Source organism: Desulfolutivibrio sulfodismutans DSM 3696, from assembly GCF_013376455.1.
GTDB lineage: Bacteria > Desulfobacterota > Desulfovibrionia > Desulfovibrionales > Desulfovibrionaceae > Desulfolutivibrio > Desulfolutivibrio sulfodismutans.
Genome location: NZ_CP045504.1, coordinates 478,943 through 500,086, shown reverse-complemented (window position 1 = coordinate 500,086; position 21,144 = coordinate 478,943). Strand labels below are relative to the sequence as shown.

Genomic DNA, 21,144 nt, shown 5'->3' with positions numbered 1-21,144 from the left:
ACGCCGCAAACTGGCAAAACGACAGCGAATGGCCGTCTGACGGCCGGATCGCCGGATGCGCCCCTGTCCTGCCGCCTCCCGGCCGGGGCAGGGGCCGCACTTGACTTTGCCCGCCCCCTTTGCTTTGACAAACCACCCCTTCGACCGGAGAAGCCCATGCAGCTTTACAATACCCAGACCCGCTCCAAAGAGGTCTTCACCCCGCGCATTCCCGGACAGGTCAACATGTACGTGTGCGGGATCACGGCCTACGACCTGTGCCACATCGGCCATGCCCGTTCCTGCGTGGTCTTCGACGTCCTGGTGCGCCACCTGCGCAGCCAGGGCCTTGCCGTGCGTTTCGTGCGCAACTTCACGGACGTGGACGACAAGATCATCAAAAGGGCCAACACCGAGGGCATACCGCCCGAGGAGGTGGCTGAAAAATACATCGCCGCCTTTCACGAGGACATGGACGCCCTGGGAATTCTTCGCGCCGACGCCGAGCCCCGGGCCACGGCCTACATCACCCCCATGCTGGAATTGGCCCAGCGCCTGATCGACAAGGGCCACGCCTACGCCACCCCCTCGGGCGACGTCTATTTCCGGGTGCGATCTTTTCCCGGCTACGGCAAACTCTCGGGCCGCGACGTGGAGGATCTGCGCTCCGGGGCGCGGGTCGCGCCCGGCGAGGAAAAGGAAGACCCTCTGGATTTCGCCCTGTGGAAGGCGGCCAAGCCCGGCGAACCCATGTGGGACAGTCCCTTCGGCAAGGGCCGCCCGGGCTGGCACCTGGAGTGCTCGGCCATGAGCGAGGGGCTTTTGGATCTGCCCCTGGACATCCACGGCGGCGGCCAGGATCTGATCTTTCCCCACCACGAAAACGAGATCGCCCAGAGCGAGGCCGCCCTTGGCCGGGACTTTTGCCGGTTCTGGGTGCATAACGGCTTCGTGCGCATCAATACCGAAAAGATGTCCAAGTCGCTGGGCAACTTCATCACCCTGCGCGACATCTTTGCCGGATACCTCCCCGAGGTGCTGCGCTTTTTCCTGGTCTCGGCCCACTACCGCAGTCCCCTGGACTATTCCCGGGAGGCCATGGACGAGGCCGAAAAGGGCATCCGCCGCGTCTATGCCGCCCTGGAGTCGGCCGCCCAGGCCGTAAGCCGCACCAAGTGGTCCGGCAGTGCCCTGCCCGCCGACATCGCCCCGGAGATGGCCCGGCTGGAATCCGGCTTTGCGGCGGCCATGGACGACGACCTGAATACCGCCGCCGCCCTGGGGCATGTCTTCGGCATGGCCCGGCTCGTCAACCGGGTTTTGGAGGACAAGACCCTGGCCAAATGCAAGGACGTGCCCGACCTGTGCCGCCGGTTTTTGGCCGACATGGCCGGATATGCCGCCGTGCTCGGGGTCTTCGGCACGGACCCGGCTGAGTTTACGGCCCGGCTCAAGACCAGCCGCATGTCGCGCAAGGGCATCGACGCCGCCAAGGTGGAGGCGCTTCTGGCCGAGCGGCAGACGGCCCGCCAGAACAAGGATTTCGCCCGCTCGGACGCCATCCGCGACGAGCTTTCGGCCCTTGGCGTGGAGGTCAAGGACACCCCGGCCGGGCCGGAGTGGGACGTGGCCTAGCGTCGTGTCCTTGAAATGCATGGAGAGGAAGAAAAAAAGGCAGCCATGACCCGTCATCCGCTCTGGACACACCCGGGAGCCATCCCATGATCCGCCGCGTAGTTCTGGCCGTCACCGGGGCCAGCGGCATGCCCTATGCCGTGTCCCTGGCCCGGGAACTGTCCCGGGCGCCCGGCGTGGAGCTGCATCTCATCCTGTCCGATGCGGCCCGACTGGTCCTTTCCCTGGAGTCTGCGGTTTCCGCCGCCGAACTGTCGGGCATGGCCCACACGGTCTACCGCCAAAACGAGCTGGACGCCGGACCGGCCAGCGGTTCCTGGCGGCATGCGGGCATGGTGGTGTGCCCCTGCTCCATGGCCTCCCTGGCGGCCATCGCCACGGGCCTGGGCTCGAATCTCATCCACCGGGCCGCCGACGTCTGCCTCAAGGAACGCCGTCCCCTGATCCTGGTGCCGCGCGAGACGCCGTATAACCGGACGCATCTCAAAAACATGCTGGCGGCGCACGAGGCCGGGGCGGAGATCCTGGCCGCCGCGCCGGGCTTCTACCACAAACCCGCAACCATCGACGACCTGGTGCATTTCGTGGTGGCCCGCATCCTGGACCGCCTGGGCATCTCCCACGACCTTATGCACGGCTGGAAAGAGGACACGCCATGAACGACGGACAAGACGGAGACGGCTGGACGGTCATGTCCAGCTTTGACGGGCCGGTCGAGACGCGCCCGGAATTCGAGGACATGCTGCGCGGGGAGATGGAGCGCTGGGAAGGCGAGGCCCGGCGGGCCGGACTCGATCCGGCAGACCACGTCCGCCTCTCGCGGGTGGGGACCACGGCGCTTATCGCCATAAGCCCCGAGCTTGAGGCGGCGTTCACCCCGGCCCAGACGTTGTGGAAGGCGGAATAGCCTTACGCGGGAGTCTCCGGCTGGGCCCGCACGAACCGCAGGAGCTTGCGGGGCTTCTCGTATTCCCCGTTTAACTCCGAGATGGGCTCCATGCGCCAGCGCGGGGCGAAAAAGTCCCGCACGTAGTCCAGCAGATAAAACGATCCGCCCTGTACGTACCGGTCGGTATACATGCCGCGCAGGGCCTCGGGCGTGGTTCCCAGTTCCTTTCTGATCCAGTAGATCTTTTGCACCGACACGATCAATTCCCGCTCCGAGAGTTTCTCCAGAAACCCCAGGGTGGGCGCGATCCGGTTCTCCACGATGAATGTTTTGCCGATGAATTCCACAAGCATGGCGATGTCGAAGGTCCGCTCGGGCAGGGTGCAGGCCGGATCGTAGATGTCGTGGGCCTCGAAGCTGACCGGAGAGTTAAAGTATTCCTTTAACACCTCGCACCCCTGCAACACCCCCTCCTCGCGATCCACCCCCACCACCTGGCGGGCGCCCAACCTGGCGGCATAGAAGGTGAAAAAGCCGAAGTTGCAGCCCAGGTCGACAACACTTTTTCCCGTGAAGTCGATCCTGGAAAAGGTGTCCAGGATCTCCGCATTGATGTCTTCCTTTCCCGGAACCAGGACGTGAAGATCCTCGTCGTACACGGTACGGTAAACATGCTCCGGCCCCACCTGGGAGGCGATCTCGCGCATCTTCTCGGCAATGGACATGAAAGAACTCCCCCTGCATTGGAAAAAGGCGGATGCTGCATACAACGGACACGAAAATCAAAGCCTGTGCAATACAAAAAACGGTACGCCTCTCTTCCGGGAAACACTGCTCCCAGCATACCGTCCAAACAGGACTCGGGAGGGAGGCCATGCTTGCCCGTCCCGCTATGTCCCGCGTCCGGCGCTCTCCGAAAACGCAAAATTTACTAACAAATATTTAAGAACTGAACAAGAAAAATCATGCTGCTCCAAAGAGAAAACGATCCCTCACGCCCGCCGGGCGCATTGCTGCGCATCTGGCGCGTCCGGCCGAGCCCTACCGCTTTCCCCTTCCGAAAACAACCTTCATGACCACCATGGACAGGGACAACACGAGCCCCACGCTGTTGGCGGCCACCACGGGTCCGGAACCGGCGAGCAGGCCGTGAGCCAGCCACAAGAGGATTCCGATGGTGAAAATGACGTACATGGAGAGCGAAATGTCCCTGGCGGACCTGGAGGCATAGGTCTTGATCACCTGGGGCAAAAAGGCCACGGTGGTCAGGATTCCGGCCGCATAGCCGAAAAGGTCGGAAAAAAAGGGGTCGAACGATGGCATCAGGGGGCCTTGCCGCCCATGTTCACGGCCGGGACCGACGGGCTGCTCGGCGCGCGCGGGCCGGAAGCGCCCGGGAGGTCGCCGGGCCGTCCGGCCCCGCTGGCTCCTCCCGGCCTGGCGGCGGGCGTCCCGGCAGGTGGGACGGGTTTAGCGAAATCCACCGAAAAGCGGCGCAACGCGGCGGCCGTCTCGCGAAAATCCGTGGCGGCGGCGGCGATTTCAGCGGCCACCGGCTGTCCGTTCAGGTTTTTCACCGTCACGTCCAGCCACTGCAATTCCTTTTCGATCTTTCCGGATACCACGGACAACCCGGTGCGCATCAATGATCCCACGTCTTTGACGGATTTTTCGCAGGCCGGATCGAGACGGTCATAGATGTACACCATGTCCCCGGCATTCAGGAAAAGCTCCCAGCAGGCCACCAGCGTTCCCCGGGCGGCCAGCACGTCCTTCATGGGCCCCACCGCCCCACGCCGGGAAAAATCGGCGTAGGCGTCCACCACCTTGCCCAGGTGGGCATGCAGGGTCTTGCTCTGGGCCGCATAGTAGGCCGTGAAGGAGGACGTGTCGATTTTACCGGCCGCCGCAGACGCGCCCGCCGGCATCAGGAGAAACGCCGCCGTCAGCAGGCGTACCGCCAGCCCCCGCGCCCATGTGCCGGTAAGCAGGGCGCGCCCGGGCGACGCCGCAACGGATAACGGACTCCCAATCATGTTCCCTTCCCTACCCGAAACGAAAAGACCGCCGCAAGGCCAGGCGAGATCTGCCCGTCCCAGGCGGCGGTCCATCATGACGCGTGTATTCAGCGTGGCGCGGCCGCCCGCCCCAGGCTCCAGTCCTTGGCCATTTTCTGCACCGAGGCCAGATGTTGGGCGGACAGCTCTTTCTCCCCCGCCGCCATCATCTTCACGGCCAACTGGCGGTCCTGGTCGGGGATGTCTTGGCTGGACGCCGCCAGCGCGGCCCAAAACCAGCTCCGGAAGGGATCGGAAGGGGTGGTTCCGAATCCCTGGCTGTAGAGCCCGGCCAGCAAGAACTGGGCGTGGGAAAACCCGGCGTTGCCCGCCCGGTACAACCAGGCCAGGCCTTCCGGATAGTCCCTGGGGACGCCTTGGCCGTTGACGTAGAACACGCCGACGTTGCACTGGGCCTCAAGATCTCCGGCCTGGGCCTTCTCCATCCACTGGAAAAAGGACAATTCCGCAGCCGGGGCGGACGCCGCCTCCGCTGGCGGCGCGGGCTGGACCTCGGGCGTCCCCTCCGGGGTGGCCAACGCCGCCGTACGCCAGGCCCCGCCGTCCACGACGATCACCGCCGCCAGGACCAGCAAAAAAACGGTCACCGCCAGGCGGCAGACTCGAGACAAGCACTCCATGGCGCCCCTCCAAGGCCGCGCCGCCAGGCCCGGCCCGTGTTGTCGAGCCTATTTCTTCAGCCAGCTCATCATGCCGCGCAGTTTGCCGCCCACCTTCTCGATGAGGTGTTCGGCATTGATGCGCCGCATGGCCAGAAAATGCGGCTTGCCCGCAGCGTTTTCCAGGATGAAGTCCCGCGCGAATTCGCCCTGCTGGATCTCTTTCAAGATCTTGCGCATCTCCTGGCGGGTCTGGTCGGTGACGATGCGCGGGCCGCGCGTATAGTCGCCGTATTCGGCGGTGTCGCTGATGGAATAGCGCATGCGGGCCAGACCGCCCTCGTAGATGAGATCCACGATGAGCTTCATTTCATGCAGGCACTCGAAATAGGCGATTTCCGGCTGGTATCCGGCCTCCACCAGGGTCTCGAAACCGGCCTTCATCAATTCGGACACGCCGCCGCACAACACGGCCTGCTCGCCGAAAAGGTCCGTCTCGGTCTCTTCCTTGAAGGTGGTGGTGAGGACGCCGCCGCGCGTGCCGCCGATGCCCTTGGCGTAGGCCAGGGCCATCTCCGTGGCCTTGCCCGTGGCGTCCTGGTGCACGGCGATGAGGTTGGGCACGCCCGCGCCCTCGGTGTACACCCGGCGCACCAGATGGCCCGGGCCCTTGGGGGCGCACATGGTCACGTCCACGTCCGCCGGGGGCACGATCTGACCGAAGTGGATGTTGAAGCCGTGGGCGAACATGAGCATCTTGCCCGCCGTCAGGTTGGGCTTGATCTCATTTTCATACAGGCTCCGCTGGGTTTGGTCAGGCACAAGAATCATGATCACGTCGGCCTGGGCCGCCGCATCCCCGGCGCTGACAGGGGAAAATCCGTCTTCCTTGGCCTTTTGCCAGTTGGCCCCGCCGGGACGCTGCCCGATGACCACGTTCACGCCGGAATCGCGCAGGTTCATGGCGTGGGCGTGCCCCTGGCTGCCGTAGCCGATGACGGCCACGGTCTTGTTGGCCAAAAGGGAGAGGTCCGCGTCCTGGTCGTAGTAAACTTTCATCGTCGCTCCTTTGGTCAAGTCATGGCCCGGGGGAGGCTTCTCCCCCCCCGGCATGGAAATGTGTCGGAGAACTCAGGCGGCTCCGAGCTTATGTCGCGCCGGGCGCCGTTTCGTCCGTCGTGGGTTGGGTCCGTAGTGTAAAACGCCTGTCCCTGTAAAGCGGTCGCCTGCGCCGGGCCGCGCGGCTATCCCTGCATGCCCCGGCGTAGGGCCACGGCCCCTGTCCGGGCCACTTCCTTGATGCCGTAGCGCTGCAACAGATTGATCAGCGCCGTCAGTTTGCCCTGCTCCCCGGTGACCTCGATGATGAGTTCTTCGGGGCTGACGTCCACCACCTTGCAGCGGAAGATGTCCACGATGCGTAGTATCTCGGCCCGCTTGGTCCCCTCGGCGTCCACCCGCAAAAGCATCATCTCCCGCTCCACGGAGCTGGCCTCGCTTAAGTCGACAACCTTCAGCGTGGTCACCAGCTTGCGTAGCTGCTTGATGATCTGTTCGATGATCTGCTCGTCGCCGTGGGTGGTGATGGTCATGATCGAGAGCCCGGGCGTCAGCGTGGGGGCCACGTTGAGGGTCTCGATGTTGAACCCCCGGCCGCTGAAAAGCCCCGCCACCCGGGACAGCACGCCCGGCTCGTTCTCCACGAGAATGGAAATGATGTGTCGCATGACGTGGCCTCCCTAGACCAGAAGCATTTCGGTTAAGGGCTTACCGGCCGGAACCATGGGATAGACGTTCTCCTCCCGGTCCACGACGATGTCCACAATGACCGTCCGGGGCAGGGCGAAGGCCTCCTTCAAGGTCTTCTCCACCTCGGCCGGGTCTGTGACCCGATATCCCGCCGCACCATACGCTTCGGCCAGCTTCACGAAGTCCGGGGCCACATCCAGGCAGGTGGCGCAATAATTCTTGGCGTAGAAAAGCTCCTGCCATTGCCGAACCATGCCCAGATAACCGTTATTTAAGATCACGATCTTCACGGGCAGTCCGTAGCACACGGCCGTGGCCAGCTCCTGGATGCACATCTGGATGGAGCCGTCCCCGGCCACATCAATGACCAGCTTGTCCGGAAAGGCCATCTGGGCCCCGATGGCCGCCGGAAACCCGTAGCCCATGGTCCCCAGGCCCCCGGAACTCAAGAATGTACGCGGGGTATGGTAGCGGTAAAACTGAGCCGCCCACATCTGGTTCTGGCCAACCTCGGTGGTGATGATGGCCTTGCCCTTGGTCAGCTTGTAGATGGTCTCCACCACGGCCTGGGGCTTGATGGCCGCGCCTTCGTGGGAATAGGCGACCGGATGCTCGGTCGCCCACTCTTGCACCTGGGCCAGCCATTTGTCATGGGACGGCGTGGCTGTGCCCTCGTCAAGACGGGGGGCCATTTCCCGGTTCAGCGCCAGAAGGAAGGCCCGGCAGTCCGAAACCACGGGGACATGCACCAGGACGTTTTTCTGAATCGAAGTGGGGTCCACGTCGATATGCACGATGGTGGCTTTTTTGGCGAACTCGCTGATTTTTCCCGTGACCCGGTCGTCGAAACGCGACCCGATGGCCAGGATGAGGTCGGCGTTGTTGATGGCGTGGTTGGCCGCAAACGTGCCGTGCATGCCGAGCATTCCCAGCCATAAGGGATCGTCGCCGGGAAAGCAGCCAAGGCCCATGAGCGTGGCCGTGACCGGAATCTTCAAGGTGCGCGCCAGCCAGGTCAGTTCCTCGTGGGCATTGGAGGAGATGACCCCGCCCCCGGCGTAGATGATGGGCTTTTTGGCCTTGGCGATGAGGTCGGCCACCTTGCGAACCTGCTTGACGTTGGGTTCGATGGTGGGGTTGTAGCTACGCATCTTGATGGTTTTCGGATACTTGTATTCGGTCACGGCCTGCTGCACGTCTTTTGGGATATCCACCAAAACCGGTCCCGGCCGCCCCGAGGAGGCCAGATAGAAGGCCTCCTTGATGGTGTGGGCCAGCTTGGTCACATCCTTGACCAGATAGTTGTGTTTGGTACAGGAGCGGGTGATGCCCACAATGTCCACTTCCTGAAACGCGTCGTTGCCGATGAGCGGGGTGGGAACCTGTCCGGTGAAAATCACGACCGGAATGGAATCCATGTAGGCGGTGGCGATGCCCGTCACGGTGTTGGTGGCCCCGGGACCGGAGGTTACCAGGCATACGCCGACCTTGCCCGAGGCCCGGGCATAGCCGTCGGCGGCATGAATGGCCCCCTGTTCGTGGCGTACCAAAACGTGATTGATCGGGTAGTTGGGCAGTTGGTGATAAATGTCGATCACCGCGCCGCCGGGAAACCCGAAAACGACGTCAACCCCCTCTCTGCGCAAGGATTCCAGAAGGATTTGCGCCCCGCTCAATTCCATGTCAATTCTCCTCGGTATTTCTGTATTTCGTGAGGATGGCTTCCATCTTGGTCTTCCCGGCCAGCTTCTTCTTCTTGATCTCTTTGACTTCAAGATCCTCGGCCGGGGTGAGATAGGGTTTGTTCTCCAGTTTCTCCAGGATCTTCTCGTACGATACGTGCTCCTCGTACAGGGCCTTGAGTTCCGCGTCATTCTCGCCGTGCATGGAAATGAGCTCCAGATCGCGTGCTTCCATGGTCCTGTCTCCCTTTCCGCTTGGAGTTGCGAAGCATCCCCGGCCCTAGGCCAGGACGCTCCAGTCGGGTTCCTCCGGGGCCGTGACCGCCACCGTCTTGCGACGGCCGGTCAACCCCGACACCACTTCCACCTGTCTGGCCCGAAGTCCCAGGCGCTTGGCCAAAATGGCCGCCACGGCCTGGTTGGCCTTGTTGTCCACGGCCTTGGCCCGAACTTTGACCATAAGCCGTCCGTCCAGGACGCCGTCCACGGCGTCCACCGACCCGCCTGGCTTGGCCCAGACCAGGACGGTCCATTTCTCCGGCCCCTGCCGGGCAATGAACGTCGGCGAGGGTCCGGTCATGCCGGTTCCTCGCCAAACAAAAAGTCCCCGCCCGCCGTCTCGCCGCCCTGCTCCCCGGCCAAGGCCCGGGCGCCGTCCAGGGGGTCGCGTTCCCGGCCCTCGTCCGGGGCGTTCAAAAGCCGGGCATGGGCCAACAGCAGGTCGCGCATCTGCTGCTCAAAGCGTTCGCGTTGCCGGTAAAGCGCCTCAATGCGGGCGTTTTCCCCGGCCACGCGACGTTTGGCCGCCTCGGCCAGTTCGTCGGCCTGGCGTCTGGCCTCGTCCACCAGGGCCGCAGCCTCGGTGCGGGCCTTGTCCTTCATGTCCACCACAATGGTCTGGGTGGTCATGAGGGTGTCGCGCAAGGTGGCCTCGCGCTCCTTATACTCCCGTAAATCCCGTTCCATCTCCGCGATCCGGCGCAGAAGCTCGGCACGCTCCCCGGCCAGACGGTCCAGGGTCTCGGCCGCCTCGCGCAGTGTCGCATCGACCTCGGCAGGCCGGTAACCGAAAAATTTTTTCGAAAACGTGTGCGTCAGCAGGTCACTTTTGGAGATGGTCACGTCGCGTGCGTCCCCTTACATGGGCGGCCCGGACAACCCCACGACCATCAGGGCCGGCACCAGAAAACTGCGCAAGAACTGAATGGCCAAAATAACCACGATGGGAGTCAGGTCGAAGCCTCCTACCACGAGAAAGGGCGCCAGGCGACGGATGCGGTAATAGACCGGCTCGGTGATGGCGTACAGGAATCGGACGATGGGGTTGTAGGGATCGGGCTTGACCCAGGTCAAAAGGGCCGAGATGATCACCACCCAGAAATACAGCATGAGCACGGTGTCGAGAACAAGCGCCACCGCCCGGAAAAAAAGACCAACTATCTGCATTGCCGCTCCTTCAGGCACGCGTCTGACGTCGAACGCGCCCTCTGCCTGAAAGGTGGCACAGCACACCCGGCAAATCAAGGGGATTTTTCATCACCGGGCGAGGTCCGGTCGCCCTGCCCGCCGTTTCCCGCCGTAGGCGACAGCGGTCCCAGGACGCCCGGGGCAGGGGTCTGGCGAACCGGACGTGCCCGGACCTGTTGCGGCCTGCTCCTCAGGCCCCGGGATCGGGAAGGGCCTTGCGCAGGCACTGGCGCAGGCTGTCGTAATTGGGGATGTGCATGGCGGCCAGGAGGGCCGGGTTCTTGTAGGCCCAGAAGGTAACCCCGGCCGCCCGGGCGGCCCGCTCATCCAGGGCCGTGTCCCCGATGTAGGCCACCTGCGAGGCCGACAGCTCCCAAGCGGCCAGGATGCGGTGCAGGCCCTCGGGGCACGGCTTGGGGTGGCTGATGCGCCCGGCGGTCACCACCGGATAAAAAAACAGCGACAGGTCGAACGTCTCCAGGACCAGATCCATGGTGTTGGTGCGATTGGTCAAAATCCCCATGCGCACGTTTTTCTGGCGCAAAAGGACCAAAAGCTCCCGCAGCCCCGGCTCCAGATAGACGTAGGGCATGATGTCCCGGTAGTCGAACCCGCGCCGGATGGCCTCCGCCTCCTCCAGCCGTTCCGGAGGAATGATCCGGGCCATGGATTTGGTCACGGAATGGGCGTGGACATATTCCTCTTCCTCGGGGGTCATGGACAAAAGCCCCATGCGTTCCCGAATGAGGTTGTAATACATGCGGTTGGCGTCCAGGGAATCCACCAACACGCCGTCACAGTCGAAGACGACCCCGCGAACGGCCGACAGTTCGTCCGGAACGGCCAGGGGCGAGCACACGTAACGCACGATCATTCCTCCCAGGTGACGGGGATAAGGACGGTTCTTTGGGCATCAAGCCAGGGGGATTCGGGGCGCGGCCGGTTGCCCAGAAGCAGTCTCCATCCGGGCAGGGCCACGGCCGTAAACAGGTCAGCAAAGGGCGTGGGCACGAAGGCCCCGGCTTGTGAGGTCGTTGCGCTCCCGTCCAGCAGGCCCGCCTCGGCATAGGCCTCGGCTACCCGGGCCTCGGTGACCACAAGGGCGGCATGCCCGGGAAGAAACCGCAGCATGGCGTCCAGAAGCGGCCGCCACGGACCGCTGAACTCTCCGGCCAAGGTCTTTTTATCCGTCAGCCCGGTCCCATCCAGGAGCCCCGGGGGCAACTCGTCCGCATCCTCGTCGGACAGCCCGAGATTTTCGGCGAATTCGCGCATCGACCGATCCACCCCGCCGCCAAGGCCGGACAGTTCCAGGATCTTCTCCTCCATCCGCCAGGCCAGGCACAGCCCAAGCTGGGCCTTGACGGCCCCGGCTCGGGAGGCCTTCGGGCGACCGGGGGCCATCCGGTCGCGCAGGGCGTCCTCAATGCCCCGGGAACTTTCGGGAAAAACCTCCTCGAACCGTGTGGAAAAAAAGGCATCCAGCTCACGGGGGTTTTTGACCTCCCGCTCCAGGGCCTCATATTGCCCGATGGCGGCCATCAGAGCGGCCTGGTCCAGGGGCAGGTCCGCCGGACGATACAGCGACTCCCCGGATTCCGGGGAGGCCGTGGCCAGGCCGGGATCGAAAAAGGCGGCGACGCCCGCAAGGCGCGTCGGCAAAAGCCCGGCGTGCATGCAGGGGAAATAGACGCTTGGGGCCGGGGCTTTGGAATCCTGTGTGGGCACGGGGTCATCCATTGGTCGAAGGTTCGCGGAAAAGGACATAATGCGGGCACCGGCCGGGACAGGGCGGCATGGCCCGCAGACAGATGTCGCCCTCGGCGTGCACGCACCCGAGAAAGGCGTCACTATCACCGGGTTGGTAATCCCGGCAACACCCTTCCCGGCCAAGCAACAGGGGAAACCGTTCGTTCCAGATGCGGGCGGCGGAGGTTTCGTCCAGCCCGAAGGCGTCGGCGCGCTGCACATGCTCGTCAAAGGCCTCGCACAGACGCAAAAAAACGCCGCAACGCACCTTCTGGTCGAGACCGGGATTCTGGTGTTCCGAAAGAAAACAGCGCCCCCGGACGAAGTATCGGCATTGCCGCCCGGGAAGCGCGCGTACCACGCCGGACATGGCCCCTCCACAAACGTCGCACCATCGGCCGCGGCCGCCCTGCGGGAGGGGGCGGTTTCTTGACCTGCCGGAATGGCGCGTGTATAGCCTGCCTCACGTCATACGCTGGAGGCGCCGCATGTTTGGAATCGGAATCCCGGAACTGCTCATCATTTTGGTCATCATACTGGTAATTTTCGGTGCGAACAAGCTCCCCGAAATAGGGGCCGGCATGGGCAAGGCCATCAAAAATTTCAAGAAGGCCACCACTGAGCCGGAAGAGATCGACGTGACCCCCAAAAAAGACGACGAACCGGCTGAAAAAAAATAGCCCGCGCAAGCGACGCCTGATCAAAAAGCCCCGGATGGCGCATCCGGGGCTTTTTTTTCGTGGGTCCGGCTCCGATCTACCTGCCGTTGCCGTTTTTACCGTCCGCCGGGAACGATCCGAACCACTTGAAAATATAGATCGCCCCGGACACCACGCACAAAACGGCCACGATCGCCACGAGGACATGTTGGGCCAGGATCAACGCCGCGTCGTCCCCGTTGCCGAAAAAGGCCCGCCCCCCGAGTACGGCCAAAATCAGAAGCATCTGGGCCGTGGTGTTGACCTTGCTGACCATCAGGGGCTTGATGCGCTCCTTCACGTCCACTCCGGAAAACGACAGCACGGCCAATCCGCCCACAATGATCACGTCCCGGCTGACCACCACCACGGCCAGCCAGTCCGGAATCCAACCCTTGATGGCCAGACAGACAAACGAGGTGACCAGGAGGATTTTATCCGCCAGGGGATCGAGCATGGCCCCCAGCCGGGAACGTTGATGCAGAACGCGGGCGATGGCGCCGTCCAGGGCATCGGTGAGCCCGGCCACACCAAAGGTCAAAAGCGCGGAATAGAGCCGCTCCTGCATGAAAAGCACCACGAACACAGGGGTGAGAAGCACCCTGAAGATGGTCAGAAGATTGGGGATGGTCCAGTTTCGCTCGCCAATGCCCATGCGCACGCCCTTTCACACGATTGACGCAATGTAGCCTCATGCGGAGATACAGGCAAGGGCTTGACGTCTTTTCCCGACTCCTTTCGTCCAGGTTGTGTCGCTCAGCCGCCGCCCGGGCGGCGTCCGCGAAAGGCGTGTTTGCATGGGGCGCAGCCCTACCCGGACGCCTTCCCATTGGCGGCGCGGGCCGCAGAAAGGATCGCCCGGGCCAGGGAAGCGGCCAGTTCCCTGCGGCGGTCGGCATCGGCCAACACGGCCGCATCCTTGGCGTTGGAGAGAAACCCCATGGCCGCAAAGACCGCCGGGGCGTCCACGGCGTTTAAAAGCGACAGCCCGGCCCCGGCCACGCCGCCCTTTCCGGAAAACGGCCCGCCGCCCACGCTTTCCGCAAGGAGTGCGGCATAGCGGGCGCTGTACCCGGTCTGCCGCCGGGCCACGCCCTCCCGCACAAGCCCCGCCTCGACGCCGTGCAGCCCGGCCCGGGGAAATCCCGGAACCGCCCCGGCCAGACGGTTTTCAAACCCGGCCACGGCCTTGGCCACGGCGTCCTGTCCGCCGCCGCCCTGCCGGGTGAAGAGATGCAGCCCGGATACGGCGGCATCCTCCACACTCGGGGCATGCAGGGACACAAAAAGGTCCGCCGCGTACAGGTCGGCGCAGGCCGCCCGGGCCGCCGTGGACAGGCGGATGTCCGACATCCTGGTCAGAAAGACGGCCATGCCGGTGTCCGCACCCTGAATCTCCCGGGCCGTCAGCAGGGCCAGGTCCAGGGCCACATCCTTCTCCTGAAGCCCCGAGGCCCCGACGCCTCCGACATCCGGGCCGCCATGCCCGGCGTCGATCACCAGCCGAAACGGCCCCGCCCCCGGGGGCAGCCTGCCGTTTCCGGCCACAAACGCCTCCCGTTCGGCCCGGGCGGTCTTTTCCAGGCGCGAGGCGCTGCGCCGACCGCCCTTTTCCCCGTATTTCGTCCCCGTAACCGGCTCGTCCGGGATAGGCCGCTGGGCCAGGATGTCCGCCAGCATGCGGGTGTAGGTGTCGGCGGGATTGATGCGCAGGGCCTCGCGAAAGGCCGCCAGCGCCGGGGCAGGCTTCCCGGACTGGGCAAAGGCCCGGCCAAGGAGAATGAAGGCCCGTTCGTTGCGGGGATCGGCGGCCGTGATGCGCCGCAGACTGGCCACGGCCTCCTCGACCTTTCCGGCATCGAGCAGGTGTTGCGCGGCAGCCAGGGGATCGGCGGCGGCCAGGGACAGGGACAGGGGGGACAGGGCGGCCACGGCCGCGAAGCCCGCCAGGCGGATCAGGAACCGTCTGCGGTTCGCCCGGCAGGGTGCGGCAGGCGTCCCTTTTCCCGCTTGGAATTTTGCGATATCGGACATGGGCATGTTTTTTTTCATGGAGGCGGTCATGGATATCTATCTCATGCGGTCAGGGACCGGCTTGCCAAGCGATGTGGACCAGGCCCGGCCCTTGAGCCCCGTGGCCAGGGGGCAGGCCCTGATGGCGGCCAAGGTCTTTGTCCGGCTGGGCGTGGCGCTTGAGGCCGTGGTCTGCGCCCGCTCCCTGCGCGCCGCCCAGACAGCCGAAATCATGGCCCAGGCCCTGGGTTTTCCGGAAAAGTCCATCCTGGCCGAGGCGGCCTTCTCGGGTACGGGGCAGGTGGACGCGGCCGTGGCCTTTTTGGCCGACCTGGCCCCGGCCCGCTCGATTTTGTGTTGCGGCCATGCGCCGCTTCTCGAACACCTCGCATCCACCCTGATAAGCGGCGGCCCGGCGGCCCGCATCCACTTCGAACCCGGCGGGGTCGGCCATTTTGAGGTTCCCGAACTGCCCACCCGGGCGGCGGTCCTGCACTGGCTTTTCGCCCCTGCCCAGTTGCGGCTTCTGGCCATGCCCTGACCTCAGCCTCCGGCCAGGCGGTCCTGCACCAGCCGGACCATGCCGTCATGGTCGCCCGGATCGAACCAGGACACGTCGGACTCCTTGCGAAACCAGGTCATCTGGCGTTTGGCGTAGGCCCGGGTGTTTTTGAGCCACAGGGCCTTGGCCGCGTCAAGGTCCAACTCCCCGGACAGATGGCGTAAAATCTCGCTGCAGCCGATACCGCTTAGGCCCCAGGCCCCAGCGGGAAATCGCGCGGCCGCCCGGGCCACCTCGGCCACGGCCCCCTGCTCGACCATACGCTCGATACGCCCGGCAAGACGCTGGGCATAGCCCGGCCCGGAAATTTCAAGCCCGATTTTCACGGCGGCGTATTCCGGCCCGGCCGTGGCCTCCTGGGCATGCCAGTCCGTGAGGGTGCGGCCCGTGGCGGCATAGACCTCAAGGGCCCGGGTGATACGCTGCCGGTCGGCCGGGGCGATGCGTGCGGCGCTTGCCGGGTCCGCAACGGCGAGCCGGGCATGGAGCGTATGCGGCCCGACCCGGTCGCACTCCCCCTGGATGTCGGCCCGCAAGGCGGCCGGGATGTCCGGGATGGGGGCCAGCCCGAACAGGATGGCCCGCAGGTACAAGCCCGTGCCGCCGACCAGGATGGGCAAACGGCCCTGCCGCCGCACCCGGGCGGCCAGGGCATGGACCAACCGGGCATAGGCCCCGGCGCTTCGCCGGGAGCCTGCGGGCAAAAATCCGTACAGGTGGTGCGGGCAGCGCGCCTGCTCCTCCCGGGTGGGCTGGGCGGTGACCAGGGGCAAATCCCGGTAGATCTGGCGGGAATCATAATTGATCACCGCCCCGTCAAAGGCCCGGGCCAGATGGATGGCCGCCTCGGTCTTGCCTGTGCCGGTGGCCCCCAACAGGCAGACCACGGGAAGTGCGGTCATGCGCCTCTCCTAGGCCTCCTGGCCTGAATCGAGGGGGCCGTGGGGCATGGGCACCCCATAACGTTCGCACAGGCGGGCCAGGACCAGGGGAGGGACCAGCCCCCGGATGTCGCCGCCCAGCCGGGAGGCCTCCTTGATGATGGTCGAGGAGATGTACAGCCAGCGGTAGTCGGTCATGATGAACACGGTCTCGATATGCCGTTTGAGGCGGCGGTTCATGAGCGCCAACTGGAATTCGTATTCGAAGTCCGACACGGCCCGAAGCCCGCGCACGATGACGTCGGCGCGTCGCCGTTCCACGTAGTCCACAAGCAGGCCGTCAAATCCTTCAACCATGACTTGAGGTTCGTCGGAAAACACCTCTTCGGCAATGGCCACACGCTCGTCCCGGTTGAAAAGGGGCGTTTTTCCGGAGTCCGCCGCCACCGCCACGATGATGGTGCCAAATATCTTGAGGGCCCGGCGCACCAGCGAGACATGGCCGTTGGTCAGGGGATCGAAGGTTCCGGGGTAGATTGCCACGCATCCGTTGGGATTTGCCATATCATGATCCTGGTTTGGCCGAAAAGACGGTCGGTTAGACAAGATAATCCGGGCAGGGAGGCCAGGGGCGACGTGTCAAGTCCGGCCTCGATCTCGGCCACCGCCACCCCCTGCGGGGCCACATAGCCGTTGGCCGTCATCCGGGCCAGAGCCGGGGGCAGCAGATCCAGGCCGTAGGGGGGGTCGGCGAACACCACCTGATACGGCGCCGGGGGCTGCTTTTTGGCCAAAAAGGCCAACACGTCGGCAACCACCACCCGGAATTGGTCGCGCCCCATGCCAAGGGCCGCCGCATTGTCCCGCAGCAGGGCCGCCAGCCGGGGATTTTTCTCCACGAACACCACCTCGGCGGCCCCCCGGCTGGCGGCCTCGAACCCCACACTGCCGCTTCCGGCGAAAAGATCCAACACCCGGCAGCAGGGCCAGTCCACCCCCATGGAGGCCAGCATGGAAAAAAGCGATTCGCGCACCCGCCCCGTGGCCGGGCGGCAGCCCTTGGCCTCGGCGGTCCTGAGCATCCGACCTTTGAAGACGCCCCCGGTCAGCTTGAGCATCAGCCGACCCGCCCCGATGGAGTCGCCGTTGCGACCGCATCGCCGCCCTGCCGCACCGGGGCCCGCGCCCCGGCCAGAAACCCATACACCCGGGGAACATGTCGGGCCAGCAGGATGCCTGCCACTAGCGCCAAGGCGATGGTCAGGGCCGTCAGCCCGACATACAACAAAATGCCGGTGAAAAATCCTGTGGGCAGGAGCACGAACCTAGTCAGGTAGATCAGATACGACAGGGTGGGCTCGTGGACCAGATACAGGAAAAAGGAATAGGGAGACAGGGCCAAAAGACGCTGATTGTTGCGAAGCGGGGCCGTACCCGACAACCACCAGATGCAGGGAACCCCGATGATCAGTCCGGCGTTGTGGGCATAATAGGTCACCACGGGGTCGAACTTCGTGATCAGGGCGAAGGTTCCAAACACCAGAAGAGCCGGGTAGACCGACAGCGAAAAAAGGATGAGTCCCCTCCCCATGCGCAAGGAAGGCCAGATCGCGGCCAACACCAACCCCAGGTGGAAAAAGACCACGCTGCGGAAGGTCAGCCACCCCACATATCCGCCAGGCAGGAGATTCCAGGTCAGGCACAGGAGGATGAGGCTGGTGACCGGAATGCGTCGGGCCAGGAAACAGAAGATGGGGGACACGAGGAACATGACCAGCAGATCGCGCAGAAACCACAGGGGGGCGATGATCGGCAGCCCGCCGATCCCCGTGACCAGGGTCCATATCCCCCGCTCCTGCACGGTCCGGAAGTCGCCGATGTAGGGAATCTTGTCGAAGGTCAGGATGATGGCCACGCTCAGCAGATTGAAAAAGAGATAGGGCAGTCCGATGCTGCGCATCTTTTTGCCCAGCATGCGCACATAGGCGGACGGGGTCGGGGTGAAGGAGACAAAGAACAGGTACCCGGACATGGCGAAAAAAAGCGATGGCACCTCCTGGAACAGGTTGTAGTCCAGGAAGGTGGTCACGATGCGCAGGGACAGGGGCGGATCGGGAAGATAGGCGTGGATGACCCGTTCGGCGTGGGCCAGGACCACCCCCACCATGAGCAGGAGCTTGAGCACGTCGAAACGCCGGGAGATGTCGGGATCAATGCGGGTGCGGGTGGACATGGTCGATTGCGGCCCCTAGTCGAGAACGTCGAATTTGGAAAATTTCATGACCATGCCCGCCCGGCCCTGGGTGGCCGACCGCAGCTTGGTGGAAAAACCGAAAAGACGCCGCAACGGCGCAAGGGCCTGGACGATTTTCTGGCCTGCCCGGTCGAACATGTTTTCGATCTTGGCCCCGCTTGAGCCTAAAAGTCCGGCCACATCGCCCACAAACTGGTCCGGGACGGAAATCTCCAGAAACATGATGGGTTCAAGAAGCCTGGGATCGGCAGCGGCCAGGGCGTTTTTCAAGGCCTGATGCGCGGCCATGCGATACCCCACGGCCGAGGACTTGCCGTCCAGGGTCTGCAACCCCTCCACCCGCACCCGCACGTCCTGGACCGGATAGCCGCGCAAAACGCCGGTCTGCAGGCCGTCTTCGAGGCCCTCGGCCACGGCCTCCAGCCAGGCCGGGGAATAGCCCGTGCGGTCGATGCTGAAGCCGATATCCCGTCCGGCCTCGCGCGGCAACGGCGAAACCCGCAGGGAGACCTGTCCGTAATGCTCCTTTTCGGCCAATTCCCGGGAAAATTCCGCCTCGCCGACGCCCTCTCCCGCAACCGTCTCCTGATAGACCACCTGGGGATTCCCCGAGCGCGGCGACAGCCCGTATTCCCGGCGCACCCGCTCCAGCACCACCTCCAGGTGCAGCTCCCCCATGCCGGAGAGGATGATCTGATCCGTCTCCTGGTCGTGCTCCAGGGCCAGGGTGGGATCTTCTTGCAAAAGTTTGCCCAGAACTTCCTTGAGGCGGTCGGATTCCTCCACATTTCGGGGTTCCAGGGCCAGGGAGATGACCGGCTTGTATCCGGCGATGCTCTCCAGCAAAATGGGATCGGCGGCATGGCACAAGGTGTCGCCGGTTTTGGCGAAACGCATGCCCGAGGCCAGGACGATGTCCCCGGCCACGGCCGAGTCGATCTTTTCCCGGTGGCTGGCGTGCATGGTGAACAGTCGGGCCGGACGTTCGTTCTCCCCCTGGGTGACGTTTCGCACCTCCTCCCCGGCCGTGAGACGGCCGGAAAACACCCGCACGAACACATGGCGTCGGCCGGTCTCCATGCTCACCTTGAAGACCAGGGCGGCCAGGGGGGCGGCCGCCGAGGGGGGAAAGGACTTCTCCTGCCCCGTGGCCGGCTCCGTGCCCACGGCCCCATCCCGGTCCTCCGGGCTTGGCAGGTAGTCGCACACGGCGTCCATAAGGGGCTGCACCCCGGCATTGCGCAAGGCCGAGCCGCACAACACCGGCACCATGCCCCGGGCCAGGGTGGCCGTGCGGATGGCTGCGCGCAGGCGATCCTGGGACGGCTCCACACCGCCCAGGTAGTCGTCCATGAGGGATTCGTCGTATTCGCAGGCCGCCTCGACCATGGCCTCCCGCCAGGGAGCGGCCAGGGCCGTCTCGGACTCGGAAAGCGGCAGACGGTCATAGTGCTCGCCCTGGGAGGAGGGATCGAAATGCAGCTTTTCCATGGTCACAAGATCAATGATCCCGGAAAAATCCTGACCCGCGCCAAGGGGGATCTGCACGGGAACCGCCGGGGCCTTGAGGATGGTGCGCATGGCCGTCACGGCGGCTGAAAAATCCGCGCCCAGGCGATCCATCTTGTTCACGAAGGCCAGTTTGGGCACGCCGTAGCCTTCCGACTGCCGCCACACCGTCTCGGACTGGGGCTCCACCCCGGCCACGGCGCAAAACACGCCCACGGCCCCGTCCAAGACCCGAAGCGAGCGCTCCACTTCAATGGTGAAATCCACATGCCCCGGGGTGTCGATGATGTTTATGCGATGGCCGCGCCAGGGACAGGTGGTGCAGGCCGAGGCGATGGTGATGCCGCGTTCCTGCTCCTCGGGCATGAAATCCATGGTGGCCGTGCCTTCGTGGACCTCGCCCATGCGGTGGATCTTTCCGGAATAATACAGGATGCGTTCGGTCAGGGTGGTCTTCCCGGCGTCGATGTGGGCGATGATGCCGATGTTGCGGATGGTGGACAGGCCGCTTTTTTTGCCGCCTTTTTTGGTGCTCATATGCCGCTCCCGGGGTGTTGCGGCCGCGCCGCATAGGCCGTACGGCCAGAAACGAAGGCCGCGACCGGCGCCTGCGGAAAGGCCCAAAAACATTCCATGCCCGGCCCCAGCACGAGATCGGGGCCGGGCGCGGCGCACAGCGCAGCCTCCATCTTGCCCCGGGGGACGAACGCCGCCTCATACCCCTGCGCCAGAAAATCCGCGAAGTCGCCTTCCCCGGTCTGCATGCCCTCGGGAAGCCCTCCGGCCCGGCCCCACACCGTCACCTGGGAACCCGCCTGGGCAAAGGCCAGGGCCTCCAGATCGAAGCTGCGGGCCGAGGTCCGCCATACGCCGAGGCGGCCGGACGGGGCCACGGACAAAAACGGCGGACGGGGCGACATCCGGGCGGCGGGACCAAAATCCACAACCAGTCCCCGGGGATGCGCCGCGTGCAGCTCCGAAAAAAGACGGGCCGCATTTTTGGCCGATAGCGAAAACGCCGACTCCACCCCGCACAGTTCCAAGGCGGCCAAAAGGGCCGTCGGCCACGGGGTTTCCGTCTCCACCCGGACAACGGCCACCAGGGGCGTTCGGGCCAGCAGGGCGGGCAGGCAGGCGGCCAGGAGACGGGAGGGAGAGACGAGATCCGGCCCGATGGCCACCACGGCGTACGGCCGGGGACACAGGCGGGTGAGGGCCAGGCCATCCGGTTCGAATCCGACCGTGACGCTGCGCACAAGCGCCCCCCTGGATCGTGTGCGGCGAACATCCTGGCCAACGTCTGTTTGATGCGGGCCCGCTCCGGGGCGGACAGGGCGTCGTGGGCCGCAGCAAAGGCCTCGTCGCCGATGGCCTGGTCATGGAGCCAATCCGGCCAATCA

The 21,144-nt window shown here is 64.7% G+C and carries 27 protein-coding genes; 5 read left to right on the top strand and 22 right to left on the bottom strand.

Annotated features, from left to right (window positions below; genetic code table 11):
* Nucleotides 1-156: 156 nt before the first annotated feature.
* The 3 genes from cysS (at nucleotide 157) to GD606_RS02300 (ending at nucleotide 2,521) form a co-directional block, all read left to right on the top strand.
* Entirely contained in the window at nucleotides 157-1,614 is a 1,458-nt protein-coding gene (cysS, locus tag GD606_RS02310) for a cysteine--tRNA ligase (RefSeq protein ID WP_163300973.1), read from the top strand.
* 89 nt (nucleotides 1,615-1,703) lie between these two features.
* The gene (locus GD606_RS02305) at nucleotides 1,704-2,273 is read left to right on the top strand and encodes a UbiX family flavin prenyltransferase (RefSeq protein WP_163301014.1); all 570 of its coding nucleotides are present in this window, start codon (nucleotides 1,704-1,706) and stop codon (nucleotides 2,271-2,273) included.
* Nucleotides 2,270-2,521, top strand: coding sequence for a hypothetical protein (locus GD606_RS02300; RefSeq protein ID WP_246298937.1), 252 nt, complete (start codon nucleotides 2,270-2,272; stop codon nucleotides 2,519-2,521). The genes GD606_RS02305 and GD606_RS02300 overlap by 4 nt, the downstream gene beginning before the upstream one ends.
* Before the next feature lie 2 nt (nucleotides 2,522-2,523).
* On the opposite strand, the gene GD606_RS02295 is transcribed toward GD606_RS02300, so the two are convergent.
* The 14 genes from GD606_RS02295 to GD606_RS02230 form a co-directional block, all read right to left on the bottom strand.
* A complete protein-coding gene (locus GD606_RS02295; protein ID WP_163300972.1) occupies nucleotides 2,524-3,228 on the bottom strand; it encodes a class I SAM-dependent methyltransferase in 705 nt (234 codons plus the stop codon).
* A gap of 316 nt (nucleotides 3,229-3,544) precedes the next feature.
* The gene (locus GD606_RS02290) at nucleotides 3,545-3,826 is read right to left on the bottom strand and encodes a SemiSWEET family sugar transporter (RefSeq protein ID WP_163300971.1); all 282 of its coding nucleotides are present in this window, start codon (nucleotides 3,824-3,826) and stop codon (nucleotides 3,545-3,547) included.
* Nucleotides 3,826-4,539 (bottom strand): hypothetical protein, encoded by a 714-nt coding sequence (locus GD606_RS02285; protein WP_163300970.1) that lies wholly within the window; start codon nucleotides 4,537-4,539, stop codon nucleotides 3,826-3,828. Before GD606_RS02285 ends, GD606_RS02290 begins: the two co-directional genes overlap by 1 nt.
* 89 nt (nucleotides 4,540-4,628) lie before the next feature.
* Entirely contained in the window at nucleotides 4,629-5,201 is a 573-nt protein-coding gene (locus tag GD606_RS02280) for a tetratricopeptide repeat protein (protein ID WP_163300969.1), read from the bottom strand.
* Nucleotides 5,202-5,249: 48 nt separating this feature from the next.
* On the bottom strand, nucleotides 5,250-6,239 hold the full coding sequence (gene ilvC, locus GD606_RS02275) for a ketol-acid reductoisomerase (protein ID WP_163300968.1): 990 nt from the start codon (nucleotides 6,237-6,239) through the stop codon (nucleotides 5,250-5,252).
* 185 nt (nucleotides 6,240-6,424) lie between these two features.
* Complete coding sequence (ilvN, locus tag GD606_RS02270) at nucleotides 6,425-6,907, bottom strand: acetolactate synthase small subunit (RefSeq protein ID WP_163300967.1); 483 nt, start codon at nucleotides 6,905-6,907, stop codon at nucleotides 6,425-6,427.
* Between the two features lie 12 nt (nucleotides 6,908-6,919).
* Nucleotides 6,920-8,611 carry a biosynthetic-type acetolactate synthase large subunit gene (gene ilvB, locus GD606_RS02265; RefSeq protein WP_163300966.1) on the bottom strand — a complete coding sequence of 564 codons (1,692 nt, stop codon included), beginning with the start codon at nucleotides 8,609-8,611 and terminating at the stop codon, nucleotides 6,920-6,922.
* A 1-nt stretch (nucleotide 8,612) separates the two neighbouring features.
* Nucleotides 8,613-8,846: a DUF465 domain-containing protein gene (locus GD606_RS02260; RefSeq protein WP_163300965.1), complete on the bottom strand. Its 234-nt coding sequence runs from the start codon at nucleotides 8,844-8,846 to the stop codon at nucleotides 8,613-8,615.
* Nucleotides 8,847-8,891: 45 nt separating this feature from the next.
* Nucleotides 8,892-9,191, bottom strand: coding sequence for a DUF167 domain-containing protein (locus GD606_RS02255; RefSeq protein WP_163300964.1), 300 nt, complete (start codon nucleotides 9,189-9,191; stop codon nucleotides 8,892-8,894).
* Nucleotides 9,188-9,733: a DivIVA domain-containing protein gene (locus GD606_RS02250; RefSeq protein WP_163300963.1), complete on the bottom strand. Its 546-nt coding sequence runs from the start codon at nucleotides 9,731-9,733 to the stop codon at nucleotides 9,188-9,190. The genes GD606_RS02255 and GD606_RS02250 overlap by 4 nt, the downstream gene beginning before the upstream one ends.
* 15 nt (nucleotides 9,734-9,748) lie before the next feature.
* A complete protein-coding gene (locus tag GD606_RS02245; protein ID WP_163300962.1) occupies nucleotides 9,749-10,057 on the bottom strand; it encodes a YggT family protein in 309 nt (102 codons plus the stop codon).
* Between the two features lie 211 nt (nucleotides 10,058-10,268).
* Entirely contained in the window at nucleotides 10,269-10,946 is a 678-nt protein-coding gene (locus GD606_RS02240) for an HAD family hydrolase (RefSeq protein ID WP_246298936.1), read from the bottom strand.
* Between the two features lie 2 nt (nucleotides 10,947-10,948).
* Complete coding sequence (locus GD606_RS02235) at nucleotides 10,949-11,806, bottom strand: hypothetical protein (protein ID WP_163300960.1); 858 nt, start codon at nucleotides 11,804-11,806, stop codon at nucleotides 10,949-10,951.
* Nucleotides 11,807-11,810: 4 nt separating this feature from the next.
* Nucleotides 11,811-12,197, bottom strand: a complete 387-nt coding sequence (locus GD606_RS02230) for a hypothetical protein (protein ID WP_163300959.1) — start codon at nucleotides 12,195-12,197, stop codon at nucleotides 11,811-11,813.
* A 118-nt stretch (nucleotides 12,198-12,315) separates the two neighbouring features.
* Between GD606_RS02230 and GD606_RS02225 the strand changes: the two genes are divergently transcribed.
* On the top strand, nucleotides 12,316-12,507 hold the full coding sequence (locus GD606_RS02225; protein ID WP_163300958.1) for a twin-arginine translocase TatA/TatE family subunit: 192 nt from the start codon (nucleotides 12,316-12,318) through the stop codon (nucleotides 12,505-12,507).
* A gap of 76 nt (nucleotides 12,508-12,583) precedes the next feature.
* Here GD606_RS02225 and GD606_RS02220 read toward each other — a convergent pair whose 3' ends face one another.
* Nucleotides 12,584-13,180, bottom strand: coding sequence for a CDP-alcohol phosphatidyltransferase family protein (locus GD606_RS02220; RefSeq protein WP_163300957.1), 597 nt, complete (start codon nucleotides 13,178-13,180; stop codon nucleotides 12,584-12,586).
* Between the two features lie 155 nt (nucleotides 13,181-13,335).
* Nucleotides 13,336-14,565 (bottom strand): N-acetylmuramoyl-L-alanine amidase, encoded by a 1,230-nt coding sequence (locus GD606_RS02215; RefSeq protein ID WP_163300956.1) that lies wholly within the window; start codon nucleotides 14,563-14,565, stop codon nucleotides 13,336-13,338.
* Between the two features lie 22 nt (nucleotides 14,566-14,587).
* Here GD606_RS02215 and GD606_RS02210 point away from each other — a divergent pair, with 22 nt between their 5' ends.
* Nucleotides 14,588-15,079 carry a SixA phosphatase family protein gene (locus tag GD606_RS02210; RefSeq protein ID WP_163300955.1) on the top strand — a complete coding sequence of 164 codons (492 nt, stop codon included), beginning with the start codon at nucleotides 14,588-14,590 and terminating at the stop codon, nucleotides 15,077-15,079.
* Nucleotides 15,080-15,081: 2 nt separating this feature from the next.
* Here the strand turns inward: GD606_RS02210 and miaA are convergent, their stop codons facing one another.
* From miaA to GD606_RS02180, 6 genes are read right to left on the bottom strand one after another with little or no spacing between them, the layout of a single operon-like run.
* Complete coding sequence (gene miaA / locus GD606_RS02205) at nucleotides 15,082-16,002, bottom strand: tRNA (adenosine(37)-N6)-dimethylallyltransferase MiaA (protein ID WP_163300954.1); 921 nt, start codon at nucleotides 16,000-16,002, stop codon at nucleotides 15,082-15,084.
* Between the two features lie 9 nt (nucleotides 16,003-16,011).
* Entirely contained in the window at nucleotides 16,012-16,545 is a 534-nt protein-coding gene (gene coaD, locus GD606_RS02200) for a pantetheine-phosphate adenylyltransferase (RefSeq protein WP_163300953.1), read from the bottom strand.
* Nucleotides 16,491-17,099 carry a 16S rRNA (guanine(966)-N(2))-methyltransferase RsmD gene (rsmD, locus tag GD606_RS02195; RefSeq protein ID WP_176629188.1) on the bottom strand — a complete coding sequence of 203 codons (609 nt, stop codon included), beginning with the start codon at nucleotides 17,097-17,099 and terminating at the stop codon, nucleotides 16,491-16,493. Before rsmD ends, coaD begins: the two co-directional genes overlap by 55 nt.
* On the bottom strand, nucleotides 17,099-18,214 hold the full coding sequence (locus tag GD606_RS02190; RefSeq protein WP_163300952.1) for an acyltransferase family protein: 1,116 nt from the start codon (nucleotides 18,212-18,214) through the stop codon (nucleotides 17,099-17,101). Before GD606_RS02190 ends, rsmD begins: the two co-directional genes overlap by 1 nt.
* A 15-nt stretch (nucleotides 18,215-18,229) precedes the next feature.
* Nucleotides 18,230-20,281 (bottom strand): elongation factor G, encoded by a 2,052-nt coding sequence (gene fusA, locus GD606_RS02185; protein WP_163300951.1) that lies wholly within the window; start codon nucleotides 20,279-20,281, stop codon nucleotides 18,230-18,232.
* Nucleotides 20,278-21,000, bottom strand: coding sequence for a hypothetical protein (locus GD606_RS02180; protein WP_176629187.1), 723 nt, complete (start codon nucleotides 20,998-21,000; stop codon nucleotides 20,278-20,280). Before GD606_RS02180 ends, fusA begins: the two co-directional genes overlap by 4 nt.
* Nucleotides 21,001-21,144 lie beyond the last annotated feature (144 nt).

Excerpts from the sequence above, each read along its gene's own strand:
- cysS (WP_163300973.1), top strand. The coding sequence starts at position 157 with ATGCAGCTTTACAATACCCAGACCCGCTCCAAAGAGGTCTTCACCCCG.
- GD606_RS02300 (WP_246298937.1), top strand. The coding sequence starts at position 2,270 with ATGAACGACGGACAAGACGGAGACGGCTGGACGGTCATGTCCAGCTTT.
- GD606_RS02295 (WP_163300972.1), bottom strand. The coding sequence starts at position 3,228 with ATGTCCATTGCCGAGAAGATGCGCGAGATCGCCTCCCAGGTGGGGCCG.
- GD606_RS02290 (WP_163300971.1), bottom strand. The coding sequence starts at position 3,826 with ATGCCATCGTTCGACCCCTTTTTTTCCGACCTTTTCGGCTATGCGGCC.
- GD606_RS02285 (WP_163300970.1), bottom strand. The coding sequence starts at position 4,539 with ATGATTGGGAGTCCGTTATCCGTTGCGGCGTCGCCCGGGCGCGCCCTG.
- GD606_RS02280 (WP_163300969.1), bottom strand. The coding sequence starts at position 5,201 with ATGGAGTGCTTGTCTCGAGTCTGCCGCCTGGCGGTGACCGTTTTTTTG.
- ilvC (WP_163300968.1), bottom strand. The coding sequence starts at position 6,239 with ATGAAAGTTTACTACGACCAGGACGCGGACCTCTCCCTTTTGGCCAAC.
- ilvN (WP_163300967.1), bottom strand. The coding sequence starts at position 6,907 with ATGCGACACATCATTTCCATTCTCGTGGAGAACGAGCCGGGCGTGCTG.
- ilvB (WP_163300966.1), bottom strand. The coding sequence starts at position 8,611 with ATGGAATTGAGCGGGGCGCAAATCCTTCTGGAATCCTTGCGCAGAGAG.
- GD606_RS02260 (WP_163300965.1), bottom strand. The coding sequence starts at position 8,846 with ATGGAAGCACGCGATCTGGAGCTCATTTCCATGCACGGCGAGAATGAC.
- GD606_RS02255 (WP_163300964.1), bottom strand. The coding sequence starts at position 9,191 with ATGACCGGACCCTCGCCGACGTTCATTGCCCGGCAGGGGCCGGAGAAA.
- GD606_RS02245 (WP_163300962.1), bottom strand. The coding sequence starts at position 10,057 with ATGCAGATAGTTGGTCTTTTTTTCCGGGCGGTGGCGCTTGTTCTCGAC.
- GD606_RS02230 (WP_163300959.1), bottom strand. The coding sequence starts at position 12,197 with ATGTCCGGCGTGGTACGCGCGCTTCCCGGGCGGCAATGCCGATACTTC.
- GD606_RS02225 (WP_163300958.1), top strand. The coding sequence starts at position 12,316 with ATGTTTGGAATCGGAATCCCGGAACTGCTCATCATTTTGGTCATCATA.
- GD606_RS02220 (WP_163300957.1), bottom strand. The coding sequence starts at position 13,180 with ATGGGCATTGGCGAGCGAAACTGGACCATCCCCAATCTTCTGACCATC.
- GD606_RS02215 (WP_163300956.1), bottom strand. The coding sequence starts at position 14,565 with ATGCCCATGTCCGATATCGCAAAATTCCAAGCGGGAAAAGGGACGCCT.
- GD606_RS02210 (WP_163300955.1), top strand. The coding sequence starts at position 14,588 with ATGGATATCTATCTCATGCGGTCAGGGACCGGCTTGCCAAGCGATGTG.
- miaA (WP_163300954.1), bottom strand. The coding sequence starts at position 16,002 with ATGACCGCACTTCCCGTGGTCTGCCTGTTGGGGGCCACCGGCACAGGC.
- coaD (WP_163300953.1), bottom strand. The coding sequence starts at position 16,545 with ATGGCAAATCCCAACGGATGCGTGGCAATCTACCCCGGAACCTTCGAT.
- rsmD (WP_176629188.1), bottom strand. The coding sequence starts at position 17,099 with ATGCTCAAGCTGACCGGGGGCGTCTTCAAAGGTCGGATGCTCAGGACC.
- GD606_RS02190 (WP_163300952.1), bottom strand. The coding sequence starts at position 18,214 with ATGTCCACCCGCACCCGCATTGATCCCGACATCTCCCGGCGTTTCGAC.
- fusA (WP_163300951.1), bottom strand. The coding sequence starts at position 20,281 with ATGAGCACCAAAAAAGGCGGCAAAAAAAGCGGCCTGTCCACCATCCGC.